Source organism: Micromonospora sp. NPDC050187 (assembly GCF_044459745.1).
Taxonomy (GTDB): domain Bacteria; phylum Actinomycetota; class Actinomycetes; order Mycobacteriales; family Micromonosporaceae; genus Micromonospora.
In genome coordinates this window covers 1-13734 of the sequence record NZ_JBITJH010000036.1, presented here as the reverse complement: position 1 = coordinate 13734, position 13734 = coordinate 1, and the positions used below count along the sequence as shown (strand labels likewise).

The following is a 13734-nucleotide window of genomic DNA, read 5'->3' as shown; positions in this document are numbered from 1 at the left end:
TCAGGGTGTCCAGTCGGGACGCAGCGGGTAGTCGTCCGCCCCGTCGGGACCGTTCCGGGTCGCCAGCACCTGGTGCAACTGGATGCCGTTGCGCTCGAACGCCAGCCGTGAGCCGGCCATGTAGAGCCCCCACACCCGGGCGGTGCCCCCACCGACCTCCGCCACGCAGGCATCCCAGTGCGCCACCAGGTTGCGGCACCAGGCGGCCAGGGTCAGCGCGTAGTGGCGGCGCAGGTTCTCCTCGTGGTGCACCTCCAGCCCGGCGTCGTGGATCTCGCCGACCAGCCGCCCCGGACCGGCCAGCTCGCCGTCCGGGAAGACGTACCGGTCGATGAACGCGCCGGACCGGTGCGGGGCCCGGTTGTCCGCCCGGGTGATGCAGTGGTTGAGCAGCCGGCCCCCGGGACGCAGCCGGTCCCGTAGCGCACCGAAGTACACCGGGTAGTTGCCCACCCCGATGTGCTCGGTCAGCCCGATCGAGGAGATCGCGTCGAAGGGCCCGGCCGGCGCGTCCCGGTAGTCCAGGTGCCGCACCTCGGCCAGCGAGCCCAGCCCCTCCCGCTCGATCGCCGCCCGCGCCCACTCGGCCTGGGCCCGGGACAGGGTCACCCCGACCGCGCGGACGCCGTACTCGCGGGCCGCGTGCCGGACCATGCCACCCCAGCCGCAGCCCACGTCGAGCAGACGCATCCCCGGCCGCAGCGCCAGCTTGCCGGCGACGAGGTCGTACTTGGCCGCCTGGGCCCGCTCCAGGGTGTCCTCCGGGTCGCGGAACAGCGCACAGGTGTACGTCATCGACGCACCGAGCACCTTCTCGTAGAAGGCGTTGGAGACGTCGTAGTGGTGCGAGATGGCGCGACTGTCCCGGAACCGGGAGTGCCGCAGCCCGTTGACCACCCGCCGCCACCGCGGGACGGCCTCCTGCGGTGGGGGCGGCGGCGGGCGCAGCCGCTCCCAGCCCAGCCCGCGCACCAGGGCCAGCCCCTGCGCCAGCGACGGCGGACGCAGGGTCAGCTCGTCCTTGAGCACCCGCAGCGCCTCGTACGGGTCGCCCGGGTGCACCCCGGCGAGGGACAGGTCGCCGCTGACGTACGCCCGAGCCATGCCCAGGTCCCCCGGCGCGGTCAGCAGGTACGACAGTCCGCGCTCGGAACGGATCGCCAGGGTGATCCCGGCGTCGGCCGGGCCCACGGCGCTGCCGTCGTACCCGGTGATCCGCACGGGCAGCGGCCCGGCGGTGACGGCGCGGACGACGTCGGCCACGGTCGGACCCGCCGGCCGACGGCGTCCCGGCGGTACGGACGGGACGTCCACCGCCCCCTGCTCACGGTCGATCAGGCTCACTGTCGCGCCACCGCCTTCTCGTAGAGTCCGGTGAGCCGGTGTTCCGGGTCGTAGCGGTCCTTGACGGCGCGGTAGACGGCCCCGCCGTAGAGCTGGGCGAACTCCGCCCGGTCGTAGTAGGCGTCGGAGTAGAGGGACTTGTGCCCCCCGGCCCGGGCCACCGCCCGCTCCACGGCCCGGTTCACGTCACCGTCGGCGGCCCCTGGGGCGATCGGCACGCTGCCCCAGAAACCCACGTTGACGTAGGTCTCGCCGCGACGCAGCGGGTACAGCGGCCAGACCCGGGCCGAGCCGGGGCCGACCGGCTCACGCAGTCGCAGGGGGCAGAGCCAGACCGGTGCCATGCCCACCTCACGGGCGAACCAGCGCAGGAAGTCGGCGGTGCCGACGAGCGGGATCTCCACGTCCTGCACCACCCGCTCCCGGGGCGGCCGGCCCCGCCAGCGGCCCATCCGGGCGGCGATCCCGTACCGGTGCTCCAGCCGGACCAGTCGGTGGTAGACGTCGCTGCGTCGCCAGCGGGCCGGCCAGAGCCGACGCACCACCGGATGCTGCGCGCCGAACGCCCGGGAGCACCAGAACCAGTCGGTGTCCCAGCGCCAGAGGTAGTCGTGGCTGCTCAGCAGGTCGTGCCCGCGCCGGGACAGCGACCGGTAGTAGATCTCCCGGCGGGTGTAGTCGCTGGGCCGGCGTAGGCCGCCGTCGGCCGGATGTGTGTCGTCGGTGAAGGTGCCGAGCACCAGGTACGCCTCGTCCGGGGCGAACACCACCCCGTCCATCGCGTCGACCGGACGGCCCGCCCACGCCCGGGTGGCGGTCACCGCGCCGATCGCGTCGACCAGCGCGTCCAGGTCGGTGAAGCGGACGTTGCGCAAAGCGACGTACCGGCGGACCGGTTGCAGCTCGATCCGGAGCCGGGTGGCGTAGCCGAGACTGCCCAGCGAGTTCGGGAAGGCCGCGAAGAGGTCGGCGTGCGGGCCGTCCGGACCGGTGGTGAGCAGGTCGCCCGCGCCGGTGAGGACGTCCATCTCGACCACCGACTCGTGCGGCAGGCCGTTGCGGAACGAGGTCGACTCGATGCCGAGGCCGGTCACCGCCCCACCCAGCGTGATGGTGCGCAACTGCGGCACCACCAGCGGCATCAGCCCGTACGACAGGGTCACCGCGACCAGGTCCTCGTAGGTGCACATGCCCTGCACGTCGGCGGTGCGGGCGACCGGGTCGACCCCGAGCACCCCGGTCAGGCCACCGACGTCCAGCCCCGGGGACGCGGTGGCCGCCCTCGGACGGAACAGGTTGGAGGTCCGCTTGGCCAGCCGGACCGGCTCGCCAGCCGGCACCGCCGCGTACGACCGGCGGAGTGCCTCGACGGCCCGGCCGTGCCGGTCACCTGCCGGTCCGTGCGGGTCACCCACCCGCTCCACACGCAGCGCGCACACGCCATCACCCTACGCCCACCCGACCCGATATGCGTGTTGTCCACGATGGCTTTTCCCAGGTCAGAGGAGTGGAGGCGGGTGGGCGGACCGAAGGGCACGGCCGACCGGGATACCGTCCGCTGATGACGACACCCGCGTTCGCCGCCCTGGACGCCCTGGAACTGCCGTACCGGGTCATCCGGCACGGGCCGGTCCGCAGCCTCGCCGAGGCCGCCACCGCACGGGGCGTGCCGGTGCCCGACGTGGTCAAGACCATCGTGGTCCGGCGCGGCGAGGACGACTACGTCTTCGTGCTCACCCCGGGCGACCGGGTGGTCTCCTGGCCGAAGCTGCGGGCCCTGCTCGGGGTCAACCGGCTCTCCATGCCGGACGCGGAGACCGCGCGGGCGGTCACCGGCTACGAGCGCGGCACCATCACCCCGTTCGGCGCGACCACCGGGTGGCCGGTCGTCGCCGACGAGCGGATGCGCGGTCGCCTGGTCACGCTCGGGGCCGGTGCGCACGGGGTGGCCGTCGCGGTGGACGCCGACGCCACCCTGCTCAGCCTGGAGGCGACCGTCGCCGACGTCACCGACCCCGACCCGGCGCTTCCCGACTCCTGACCGGAGCGGGCGCGACGGCCGATGGCGCCGCACCGGCAGGCGATGGCCGCGTCGGCGGGCGGGGCATAGCCTGGGCGCATGCCGAAAGCCGTCTGGAACGATTTGGTGATCGCCGAGAGCGACGACACGGTGGTGGTCGAGGGCAACCACTACTTCCCCCGCGCCGCGCTCCGGGACGACCTGGTCCGGGAGTCCGACACCCACACGTCCTGCCCGTGGAAGGGCACCGCCTCCTACCTCAGCCTGGAGCACGAGGGCCGGACCAGCGCGGACGCCGTCTGGTACTACCCGGAACCGAAGCCGGAGGCCGAGATGGTCCGTGGCCGGGTGGCGTTCTGGAAGGACGTCACGGTCGTCGACTGACGACGGGGCCGAGCCGGCTGGTCGCGCGGCGGCGGCCGGCTCGGCCGGGTCAGCCGGGTCAGCCGGGTCAGCCGTGCCGGCCAGGTCAGCCGGTGGTGCGCAGGGCGCGCAGCTCGGCCAGGTGCAGCGGCAGGTGCACGCGGCCGTGCAGGTCGAGGGTGCGACCCCAGGGCAGCGCCTCGTCCACCCGCAGCTCGAACCCCTCCCGCAGGTGCGTCTCGACCAAAGTCCGGGACGCCGGGCCGAGCTGGTCGGCCAGCGCGCAGAGCCGCCGGCTGGTCTCCCCGAACAGGGTGATCAGCCCGGCCAGGCCGCCGTGCTGGACGACCACCGCGTCGAGCTGCGGGCGGTGGATGTCCTCCAGGTTGTAGTACGCGTAGGTCGAGCCGGCGATCACCGCCTCGGTCGCCTCGCTCATCAACTCGTCGTTGACGGCGAGATGGGCCACGATCTGCTCGGCGCTCAGCCCGCCGTCCCCGGGCGGGCCGAACCCACCCGCCTCCACCTCGGCGAGCAGGACGTCGTACGTCCGGCGCAGCTCGGCGGTCTCCATCCGCCCAGCGTAGGCGTCGGCGACGCGGCGGCGGGGCGATTCCCGGCCCGGTACGACGGCCGGGGACAGCCGGCGGCCGGCACGACCGCCACCGGGACGGCCGGCGCCGCCACGACAGCCGGCGGGACGTCTCAGCGGCGGCCCCGGCGGGCACGCAGGTAGTCGGAGACCACGTATTCGCCGAGGTCGTCGGTGTCCGGGGTGAAGATCCGCCCCTTCGATCGGCGGGCCACCGCGTCCATGAACCGGCGCAGCCCCGGGTCCTCGCCGAGCATGAAGATGTTCAACGTCGCTCCGTACCGGGTCAACCGGTCCACCTCGCGGATGGTGGCCTCGACCGTCTCGCGCAGCGGCGGCCAGTGGAAAACCGGCTCGCCGTCGTCCGGGTCGAGGTGGGCGGTGGGTTCGCCGTCGGTGACCACCAGCACCACCGGCTCCGCCCCCGGATGCCGGCGCAGGTGCCGCCCGGCCAGCCGCAACGCGTGCTGGAGGTTCGTGCCCTGCACCATCTCCGGTTCGACCGCCGCCAACTCCTGCTGGCTGAGCGGCAACGCCGCCCGACCGAAGCCGACGATCTGGAGGGCGTCCTGCGGGAACCGGGTGGCGACCAGGTGGGACAGGGCCAGCGCGGTCTGCTTCATCGGCCCCCACCGCCCCTCGGACACCATCGAGAAGGAGAGGTCGACGCAGAGCGCCACGGCCGCCGAGGCCCGCCGCTCGGTCTCCATCACCTCGAAGTCGTCGACGGCGAGCCGCACCGGCACCGTCGGCCCGGCCCGGTGCACCGCGCGGGTGAGGGTCCGCACCACGTCCAGCGGCTGCTCGTCGCCGTACCGCCAGGGGCGGGACGCTCCGCTCACCTCGCCGGCCGCCCCGGCGGAGCGCAGGTCGTGCTGGCCGCGCGGCCCGGCGGTCAGGTCGGCGAAGACCCGACGCAGCGCGGTGCCGGCGAGCCGGCGCAACGCCTTCGGGCTGAACGTCAGGCCGTCCGGGCTCCGACTCACCCAGCCCTGCCGGCGCAGCTCCCGCTCCAGCTCCCGCAGCCGGCGTACGTCGTCGGCGGCGTCCCGCCCGAGCGTGCGGGCCACCGTCTCCACGTCGACGTCGTCCAGGGTCGCCCCCGGGTGCTCCTGACCGAGCTGGTCGAGCAGGTCGTCCAGCTCGCCGATCTCGCCGAGCGCTGCCGCCGCCTCGCCGTAGCCCAACGGCTGGTCGCCCCGGACCCGTTCGCCCCGCGACCAGCCCAGGTCCGGCCGCAGCGCCCGCAGGTTGGCGTCGAGCGCGGCCAGCTCACCGGAGAGCCGGTCACCGAGGGACTGCCGCATCAGCCCGGCCAGCTCCTCGCGCTGCCGGTCCGACAGCGACCGCAGCAGCCGCTCCCCCGCCGCCGACCGGTGGGCCAGCACGTCCACCAGCTCGTCGACGTCGCGCGGCTGCTCCGGGAAGAAGTCGCCGTGCCGGCGCATGAACTCGGCGAACGCGTCGGTGGTGTCCTCCGCGCGGGCGTGCCGGGCCAGCAGGTCGTTGAGGTCCCGCATCATCTCGGCGAGCTGCTGCTGCACCCGGGGGTCGGCGGCGGCCCGCGCCGCGTCCCGCAGCCCGGCGAAGCGCTGTTCCAGCACCTCGCCGCGCAGTCCGTCGAGGATCCGCTGGTACGTCTGCCGGGCCTCGTCACTGGCCCAGTCGTACGCCGCCAGTTCCTCGACCGCGCGGGCGGTGGAGCGGGGCAGGTTGTCCAGCACCGCCTCGGCGAACCGGGCGTCGTCGCCGTCGCGCCCGCGCAGCTCGTCCCGCTCGGCGGCGAGCGCCTGGTCGAGCAGCGCTTGAGCCCGGGTCACCGCCCCGTCCAGGTCCCCCCGGCGCAGCGCCTCGCGGCGCAGTCGGCGCGCGCGGGCGGCCAGGTCGTCCAGTCCGCGCCGCCCCTGTGGCCCCCGGCGCAGCAGGTTCCGCAGCGCCTCGCGCAGGCTCCCGCCGGCCAGCACCTCCGCGCCGACCTGGTCGACCGCCGCCCGCACGTCGTACGGGGGCGCGAGCGGGTCGGGGCCACCCCGCCACTGCCCGTACCGGAACCGGTTGCCAGCTATGTCCGGACCGCCCTTCTCGCTCGTGGTTCGCTGTCCCGGCGGACCTGGTGCCTACCGCGACGGGTCAGCCCCGCCCGCCGTAGCGGGTCCGGCCGTCGTCGGTGACGTCCTTGCCGAGCCGGCGGGTCAGGTGCAGCCCCTCCAACACGAACTCGATCCCGGCGGCGGCCTCCTCCGGGGTGGGCGCGTCGCCCAAGCCGAGCCGATCCAGCACCTTGGCCAGCCCCGGGATGGTGCCCACCTGGGCCAGCAGATCGGTCGCGGCGACCAGCTCACCGGTCTCGACCACGGCGTCGTCGGCAACCAGCGCGGTGAACCCGGACAGGTCGATCCCGGCCAGCCGGGCGCGGAACGTCTCGGCGGTGGCGGTCCGCAGCAGGTGGGCGAGGATCTCCGCCTCCCGGCCGTCCTCGCCGCTCTCGAACTCCACCTTGCCCCGCAGCGTGCTCACCACCGACACCGCATCACCGACGCGCGCCACCGGCTGGGTTGGTAGCAGGGTTGGTAGCAGGGGTCCCCTGTTACCGCTTCTTGATGAGGAGGGGTCCCCTGCAGGCACCTCGGACGAACCGGGTGCGGAGGCGGAACCGGGTGCGGTGGCGGCGAGCAGGCCGGCGCGACGCAGGGCGGCGGCGGCCACCGTCTCGGCGGCGGCGATGGCGAACCGGGCGGAGACCCCGGAACGCTGGTCGACCGAGGGCGAGTCCCGCACCGTACGGGCGAAGCGGGCCAGCACTTCCAGCACGTGCTCCGGCACCTCGGCGACGAGCTGCGCCTCCTGCCGGATCAGCGCCAGCTCCAGATCGAGGTCCAGCGGGTAGTGGGTTCGGATCTCCGCGCCGAACCGGTCCTTCAGCGGGGTGATGATCCGGCCCCGGTTGGTGTAGTCCTCCGGGTTGGCGCTGGCCACCAGGAGCAGGTCCAGCGGCAGCCGCAACTGGTAGCCGCGAACCTGGATGTCCCGCTCCTCCAGCACGTTGAGCAGCGCCACCTGGATCCGTTCGGCCAGGTCGGGCAGCTCGTTGACGGCGAAGATGCCCCGATTCGTGCGGGGCACCAGCCCGAAGTGAATGGTCTCCGGGTCGCCGAGCGAGCGGCCCTCGGCGATCCGGATCGGGTCCACGTCGCCGATCAGGTCGCCGACGCTGGTGTCCGGGGTGGCGAGCTTCTCGCCGTACCGCATCGATCGGTGCAGCCAGCCGATCGGCAGGTCGTCGCCGGCCTCGGCGACGGCCGCCCGGGAGGCCGGGGTGAGCGGGTGCATCGGGTGCTCGTTGAGCACCGAGCCGGGGATCACCGGCGTCCACTCGTCGAGCAGCGCGGCGAGACTCCGGATCAGCCGGGTCTTGCCCTGGCCCCGCTCACCGAGGAGCACCAGGTCGTGCCCGGCGAGGAGCGCCCGCTCGACCTCGGGCAGCACGGTGTCGTCGTAGCCGACGATGCCGGGGAAACGGTCGCCGCCCGTCCGCATCCGGGCGAGGAGGTTGTCACGGAGTTCCTGCTTGACCGTACGGTGCTGGTGTCCGGCCGCGCGCAGCTCGCCGAGCGTGCCGGGCAGGTCGGCCGGAGGGACCGGAGATACCGAGGAAGGGGCAGTCACCCGACCAAAGCTAGCTCACCTTGGGGAGGTATCCGTCGCACCAGCCGTCCGCTGAAAAGCCGTTCGGTAACGTTCACACATCTGTCGCCCGTCCGCAGGGAGTGTCAGCATGAACGATCCGGTCGTCACCCGGTACGCCACGCTCGCCGACCTGGAGCACATCGTCGACATCCACACCCGGGCCCGGCTCGCGTACTACCAGGCCGGCGGACTGACAGCCGACGCCGTCCAGGATCCGACGGTACGGGAGGCGCAGCGGGAAGGCTGGACCGAGGCGATCGAGTCGCCCGACAAGCGGGTGCTCTGCGCCACGCTCGGCGACGACGTCGTCGGCGCGGCCGCGATGGGACCGCCGCTGACGTCCGCCCCGGACACCACCCGGGCCGGTCAGCTCTACCAGATCCACGTCGTCCCCGGCCGCTGGGGACACGGCATCGGCAGCGTCCTGCACGCCGCTTTCCTCGACTACCTGGTGGAGGCCGACCTGTCCCTCGGTCTCATCGAGGTCTGGGAACGCAACACCCGCGCCCTGGCCTTCTACACCCGACACGGCTGGCAACCGGACGGCGGATCCCGCCCCGGCCCGGACGACTCCCGGTTCCTCTTCCTCCGCCTCGACCCGGTGGAGAACCTCCGCTGACGTGGTAGTGCTCGACCAACTCACGCCGGCTGGGCAGTTCCACCTCCAGCTGATCCGCCCTACTCGGACGACCGATCCACGACGTAGACGCCTTTGCCCTGACGCCCGTCGATCAGCTTCTCGGCCTTCAGTAGCAGCATGGCCGCCCGGATCACCGTGTTACTGACCTCGTAGTGCTCGCAGAGCGCGGAAAAGGACGGCAGCTTGTCGCCCGGCTTCAGTCGGCCGGACCCGATCTGATCGCGGATGTCTCTGGCGACCTGGAGGTAAGCGGCTTCTGACATTCGTGGTGCTCCCAGCTTGGCGGCTGACCCAAGCAGACCACAGGTAGCGGCCGACTTACAACGCCATGCGTCATGAGCTGTTGACTATGCGCACATTGCGTCTTAAGTTGCTCGTGGGGTCGCCCAGCTTGGCGGCCGGAGGCCCCACCGCCGTGGATGCCTGCCCCCCGGCCAACCGCTGGACGGGCATCCACGGTGTCCAGGGACGGACCGGCAGGAGAGCCATGGTCTTTCGCACGAAATGGGACCGGTACAGCAAACAACGGGGAAGGTGGGGCTTACCACCTCGGCACCGACACGCACCAAGCGAACGCCTGATCACTGTGGCCGGGCAGCATCGGCCCGTCTGGTCGTGGTGGAGATGGCGACACGTCTGCCGGTGTGGGGCCGGTCAGCCCTGTCGTGGCCGACAGCGGTTGCCGGTCAACCGGGGCCACTGGTTGGAGTCGCCGACCCAGCGCACGGCCCAATCCTGGCAGTGGTGGTGTCGTGCGCGGGGGTGAGGTGCCGGTCGGGCGTCGGGTGGCGCAGTGGCGGGCGCGGCGGCGGATGACGCAGCAGATGCTCGCCGACCGGCTCGGGAAGTCGAAGAGCTGGGTGGACAAGGTCGAGCGAGGTGTCCGCGCCCTGGACCGGGTTTCGGTCATCGAGGACCTGGCCAAGGTGCTGCGCGTCGATCCGGCGGTGCTGCTGGGCCGCCCGGCCAGGCCCTCGACCGTCACCATCGCCGTCGACGGGATCGACGCGGTGCGGGCTGCGCTCGCCCGCCATGACCCCCCGCCGGCCCCGTTCACCTGTCAGCCTGCGCCGCCAGTCGCCGAGCTGGACCGTCGGGTCGGGCATGCCTGGTTGACCTACCAGCACGCTGACTATCCGTACCTGCTTCGGCTGCTGCCCGACCTGCTCGGCGACGCCCGGCATGCCGGACGCGACCACGACGCCGCCGGACTGCTGGTTCAGGTGTACCGGCTCACCGCGTCCGTGCTGGTGAAGCTCGGCGAACCCGACCTGGCCTGGCTCGCCGCCGACCGGGCGATGACCGCCGCCGGAACTGATCCGCTGCGCGCCGCCATCGCCACCATCCCCCTCGGCCAGGCGTTACGTGCCCTCGGCCGGGGCCACCTCGCCCACGCCGCGACGGTCAGCGCCGCCCGGTGGGTCGCGCCACCGACGCCGGACGAGACACCGGCCGACCACCTGTCGGTGCTCGGCACACTGCTGGTCGAGGCCGCCCTGGCCGCCGCTGCCTGCGGTGACCCGCACGGCGTCCGGAAGCTGACCGGATGGGCAGCCGACATCGCCGAGCGGATCGGCGACGGCCACGACCACCACTGGACGACCTTCGGCCCGACCGCCCTCGCTCTGGCTCGGGTCACGGCGGCCGTCGCCCTCGGTGATGTCGGGGAGGCGGTCGGCCTTCACGAACAGCTCGCCCAAAGGGCCGGGTGGGCACGGCTGCCCGCCGAGCACCGGGCCGCGCACCTGATCGATGCCGCGCGGGCGTACCTCCTGCTCGGTGATGTTGGCCGGGCCGGACGCCTGCTGGTCGAGGCGGACGGTGTCGCGCCGGCCGAGACCCGCGCCCGGCCCGCCGCCCGTACGGTGATCGCCGGGGTCGTGCGCGGCGGACCGGCCGGTGCCGGTGTCGCGCGGCTGGCCACGGCCCTCGGGATCGGGTGAGATGACCGCGCCGTTCCGGTCTCTCGCCCAGATCCGCAACCGGCTCATCCTCACCGCCCGATGGATCCTCCGCGACCATCGGCCCGCTTCCGACGGCCGCTGCCCGGTGTGCCGGGTGCCGGACTGCGCGGCAGTGGCCGCCGCCCGCGACTACCTGGACGCGGTGGCGCTAGCGGACGACGACACCCGCAGCGGCTGACGATGCACTCGGACTGCCGCCTCTGGTGTGGTTGCAGGGGTCCCCTGCTCATCAAAAAGCGGTAGGAGGGGGCCCCTGCAACCACCTCAGCCCCCGGCGGACAGTTCAGCGGGTGGTGCGGGCGCGGAGCAGGCGAGGCAGGGCGGCCAGGCCGGTGACCGGGTGGAAGCTGCGGGCGGCGGTGAGCAGGGCGTCGTACTCGCCGTCGTTGAGGTCGATCTCGGCGGCGGCGGCGTTGCGTTCCATCTGCTCGACACTGGACGCGCCGGGGATGGCCACCACGTTCGGGTGGTGCAGCAGGTAGGCGAGGGCGATCTGGCTGGGCGTGGCGTCGTGCGCGTCGGCCACCTCGCGCAGCGTGCCGATGAGCGCGGCGCCCCGCTCCAGGTTCTCCGGCAGGAAGTACGGGTTCGCCCTGCGGACCGCTCCGGCGGGCGGGTTCGCCGCGTCGTACCGCCCGGAGAGGAAGCCCTGGGCGAGCGGGCTGTACGCCATCACGATCCGTCCGGTCCGCTCGGCGTACGGCAGCAGGTCGTCCTCCGGCCCCCGGTCGACGAGGCTGTAGCGGACCTGGTTGCTCAGCACCCGCCGGCCGAGGGCGACCTCGGCGAACTGCCACCGGCGGAGGCTGTAGTTGCTCACCCCCACCTCGCCGACCAGGCCGACGTCCTGCAACGCACGCATGCCGCGCATGGTGGTGTGGTCGCCGACCACCGGGTTGGCCTGGTGGACCTGGTAGAGGTCGATGTGGTGCACGCCGAGCCGGGCCGCCGAGGCGACCGCCCGCTGCTGCACCACCGGGGCGATCGGGAGCGCCGGGAAGACCTTGCTGGCCACCACGGCCTTCGGCCGGTCGTCGCCGAGCGCCGCGCCGAGGATCCGCTCGCTGCGGCCGAAGCCGTACACCTCGGCGGTGTCGAAGAGGGTGACCCCGAGTTCGAGCGCCCGCCGGACGATCTGGGCGGCCCGCTGCTCGTACTCCGGGCCGTAGCCCCACTCCTTCGAGCCGAACTGCCAGGTGCCGAGGCCGATCTTGGAAATGGGCTTGGGGGTGTCCAGCGGAACGTAGCGCATGATCCCGACGCTACCCCGGACACCGTCGGTCACCACCGGCTTCGAGCGGGGTACGGGAGGGCGCTCCGGACCTCGGGGCGCCCTCCCGCCGGTCAGTGGTAGACGGTGTCGGTGCCGGCGTCGCGGATCGCGCCCAAGAGGTTGCCGGTGAAGTCGTTGCCCGGCCCGACCACGGTGGCGGCGCACCGGCTGGTGGCGATGTGCAGGCCGAAGCGCTGGGTCCGGACCGCCTGGTCGTCGGTGGCGACGTTGCCGGCGACGACGTTCTCGGCGCAGGCCACCCCGGCGGGGGTGGTGATCCGGATGCCGTCCCGGCCGACCGCGTCGTCGGCGCTGTTGGTGACGCGGTTGTTCATGATCTGGTTGGCGGTGCCCCCGTCGACGTTGATCCCGTCCTGGCCGGCCTGGTCGACGACGTTGCCGGTCACCACGTTCCGGTCGGAGGTCTTGTTCGGCTGGTCGGCGTTCTCCGACGAGCGGTTGACCTGGATCCCGTGCCCGCCGACGTGGCTGATCGCGCAGCCGGTGACCGTGTTCCGGCTCGACGCGAGCAGTTCGATCCCGTCGCTGGTGGTGCCGGTGACCACGCAGTCCCGCACGGTGTTCCCGGTGGAGCTCCAGCCCTGGTTCTTGCCGTCGAAGACGATGCCCCGGCCCCGGGCGGCGGCCACCCGGACCCGCTCGACCAGGACGTCCACCCCGTCGTCGAAGTCGAGGGCGTCGCTGGTGGACCGGGGGGCGCCGCCAGCCGAGACGGTGAGGTCCCGGACGGTCATCCGGACGGCACCCTTGGTGTTGAAGGGCTCGGTGTCGGCGCTGGCGGTGCTGTGGTTACGGATGAGGGTTACGTCCATGCCCGACCCGGCGAAGGTGATGTCGTCGATCTGGACGAGCTTGAAGAACTCCCCGCCGAGCTCGAACGTGCCGGGGCCGAAGGCGACCGTGCCGCCGCCCCGGCCGTCGAGCTGGCTGACCGCGCTCTCCACCACCGTCTTGAGGCTGCCCCGGTAGCTGTGTCCGGTGACCTGGGAGACCGCCTGGTAGGTGGCCGCCCCGATCCGGGTGACCAGGTACGGCGACGGGTTGGGTGGTGCCGGCACGAGCAGTTCCGGCTTCGCCGTCCCCTCCCGGCTGGTGATCCGTACGCCGGTGTCGTTGCCGGTGGTCAGCGCCACCGTGACCGGACCGTCGCCGGTGACCAGCGCCGACACGTCCACCGAGACCCACGTACCGGCGGAGACCGGGCCGCTGCTGCCGACCACGGCCCCGAGCGGCGGCGCGTCGTGGTACGTCAGGGTCGTCTCCTGCCACGGCTCGTCACCGACCGCGCGGACCTCGACGCCGGTGCTGCTGGACGTCTCGACGTGGAAGCGGAGCAGCGCGGAGGGGTCGGGGTCGACACCCTGCGCGTCGAAGCGGAGGTACGCCACCGCGACGGGCAGGCCGTCCACCTTCAGGCTGCCGGTGCCGTGGTTGGTCGCCGGGTCCATGCTGTCCACCCAGGCGTCGGCCACCGGGGTGACCGGCGCGGCACCGGTCGACGGGCCGGGCCGGACCAGGCCCGCGACCACGGCCGGGGGCGGCGCGCCGGGGGGAGCCGGGGGTGGGACGTGGGGTATCGCGGCGGCTGCCGGGGTGACGGGTCCGGCAACCGCCACGACGACCGCCCCCAGCACCGCCACCGTCGGCCGGACCAGCCGGCCACGTGTCGTCCGCATCATTCCTGTTCCTCCTCACCGGCCCCGGCGGGGGGGGGGGGGGGGGGGGGGGGGGGGGGGGGGCCCGCCCCCGGGCGGGCCGGGCCGCCAAGACGTGCGAAGCAGTGCGGGCGGGGCCGGCCGCGGGGGGGGGGGGGGGGGGGGGGCGGGCGGG

At 73.5% G+C, this 13734-nt stretch carries 13 protein-coding genes; 5 read left to right on the top strand and 8 right to left on the bottom strand.

The window, feature by feature from the left end:
• Nucleotides 1-1344, bottom strand: a complete 1344-nt coding sequence (locus ACIBJE_RS30200; protein WP_396753678.1) for a class I SAM-dependent methyltransferase — start codon at nt 1342-1344, stop codon at nt 1-3.
• Nucleotides 1341-2759: an FAD-binding oxidoreductase gene (locus ACIBJE_RS30195; RefSeq protein WP_396753703.1), complete on the bottom strand. Its 1419-nt coding sequence runs from the start codon at nt 2757-2759 to the stop codon at nt 1341-1343. Before ACIBJE_RS30195 ends, ACIBJE_RS30200 begins: the two co-directional genes overlap by 4 nt.
• Before the next feature lie 146 nt (nt 2760-2905).
• Between ACIBJE_RS30195 and ACIBJE_RS30190 the strand changes: the two genes are divergently transcribed.
• Together ACIBJE_RS30190 and ACIBJE_RS30185 are read left to right on the top strand one after the other, a co-directional pair.
• Nucleotides 2906-3385, top strand: coding sequence for an aminoacyl-tRNA deacylase (locus ACIBJE_RS30190; RefSeq protein ID WP_396753677.1), 480 nt, complete (start codon nt 2906-2908; stop codon nt 3383-3385).
• Nucleotides 3386-3463: 78 nt separating this feature from the next.
• On the top strand, nt 3464-3748 hold the full coding sequence (locus ACIBJE_RS30185; protein ID WP_088980460.1) for a DUF427 domain-containing protein: 285 nt from the start codon (nt 3464-3466) through the stop codon (nt 3746-3748).
• Between the two features lie 85 nt (nt 3749-3833).
• Here the strand turns inward: ACIBJE_RS30185 and ACIBJE_RS30180 are convergent, their stop codons facing one another.
• The 3 genes from ACIBJE_RS30180 to ACIBJE_RS30170 form a co-directional block, all read right to left on the bottom strand.
• Entirely contained in the window at nt 3834-4301 is a 468-nt protein-coding gene (locus tag ACIBJE_RS30180) for a hypothetical protein (RefSeq protein WP_396753676.1), read from the bottom strand.
• A 131-nt stretch (nt 4302-4432) separates the two neighbouring features.
• The gene (locus ACIBJE_RS30175; protein WP_396753702.1) at nt 4433-6385 is read right to left on the bottom strand and encodes a VWA domain-containing protein; all 1953 of its coding nucleotides are present in this window, start codon (nt 6383-6385) and stop codon (nt 4433-4435) included.
• 64 nt (nt 6386-6449) lie between these two features.
• Entirely contained in the window at nt 6450-7985 is a 1536-nt protein-coding gene (locus tag ACIBJE_RS30170; protein WP_396753675.1) for a magnesium chelatase, read from the bottom strand.
• A 109-nt stretch (nt 7986-8094) separates the two neighbouring features.
• Here ACIBJE_RS30170 and ACIBJE_RS30165 point away from each other — a divergent pair, with 109 nt between their 5' ends.
• Nucleotides 8095-8625: a GNAT family N-acetyltransferase gene (locus tag ACIBJE_RS30165; protein ID WP_396753674.1), complete on the top strand. Its 531-nt coding sequence runs from the start codon at nt 8095-8097 to the stop codon at nt 8623-8625.
• 59 nt (nt 8626-8684) lie between these two features.
• Here ACIBJE_RS30165 and ACIBJE_RS30160 read toward each other — a convergent pair whose 3' ends face one another.
• Complete coding sequence (locus ACIBJE_RS30160; protein WP_396753673.1) at nt 8685-8909, bottom strand: winged helix-turn-helix domain-containing protein; 225 nt, start codon at nt 8907-8909, stop codon at nt 8685-8687.
• A 489-nt stretch (nt 8910-9398) separates the two neighbouring features.
• On the opposite strand from ACIBJE_RS30160, the gene ACIBJE_RS30155 reads away from it, so the two are divergent.
• Both ACIBJE_RS30155 and ACIBJE_RS30150 read left to right on the top strand, forming a co-directional pair.
• Nucleotides 9399-10589 carry a helix-turn-helix domain-containing protein gene (locus ACIBJE_RS30155; protein WP_396753672.1) on the top strand — a complete coding sequence of 397 codons (1191 nt, stop codon included), beginning with the start codon at nt 9399-9401 and terminating at the stop codon, nt 10587-10589.
• Nucleotide 10590: 1 nt separating this feature from the next.
• Nucleotides 10591-10788 (top strand): hypothetical protein, encoded by a 198-nt coding sequence (locus tag ACIBJE_RS30150; RefSeq protein WP_396753671.1) that lies wholly within the window; start codon nt 10591-10593, stop codon nt 10786-10788.
• 105 nt (nt 10789-10893) lie between these two features.
• Here ACIBJE_RS30150 and ACIBJE_RS30145 read toward each other — a convergent pair whose 3' ends face one another.
• Nucleotides 10894-11862, bottom strand: a complete 969-nt coding sequence (locus tag ACIBJE_RS30145) for an aldo/keto reductase (protein ID WP_396753670.1) — start codon at nt 11860-11862, stop codon at nt 10894-10896.
• 92 nt (nt 11863-11954) lie between these two features.
• Entirely contained in the window at nt 11955-13583 is a 1629-nt protein-coding gene (locus tag ACIBJE_RS30140; RefSeq protein WP_396753669.1) for a right-handed parallel beta-helix repeat-containing protein, read from the bottom strand.
• Nucleotides 13584-13734 lie beyond the last annotated feature (151 nt).

Bases quoted from the DNA above. Each gene is read 5' to 3' on its own strand.
- ACIBJE_RS30165 (WP_396753674.1), top strand. From the start codon at position 8,095: ATGAACGATCCGGTCGTCACCCGGTACGCCACGCTCGCCGACCTGGAG.
- ACIBJE_RS30140 (WP_396753669.1), bottom strand. From the start codon at position 13,583: ATGATGCGGACGACACGTGGCCGGCTGGTCCGGCCGACGGTGGCGGTG.
- ACIBJE_RS30160 (WP_396753673.1), bottom strand. From the start codon at position 8,909: ATGTCAGAAGCCGCTTACCTCCAGGTCGCCAGAGACATCCGCGATCAG.
- ACIBJE_RS30180 (WP_396753676.1), bottom strand. From the start codon at position 4,301: ATGGAGACCGCCGAGCTGCGCCGGACGTACGACGTCCTGCTCGCCGAG.
- ACIBJE_RS30150 (WP_396753671.1), top strand. From the start codon at position 10,591: ATGACCGCGCCGTTCCGGTCTCTCGCCCAGATCCGCAACCGGCTCATC.
- ACIBJE_RS30145 (WP_396753670.1), bottom strand. From the start codon at position 11,862: ATGCGCTACGTTCCGCTGGACACCCCCAAGCCCATTTCCAAGATCGGC.
- ACIBJE_RS30190 (WP_396753677.1), top strand. From the start codon at position 2,906: ATGACGACACCCGCGTTCGCCGCCCTGGACGCCCTGGAACTGCCGTAC.
- ACIBJE_RS30185 (WP_088980460.1), top strand. From the start codon at position 3,464: ATGCCGAAAGCCGTCTGGAACGATTTGGTGATCGCCGAGAGCGACGAC.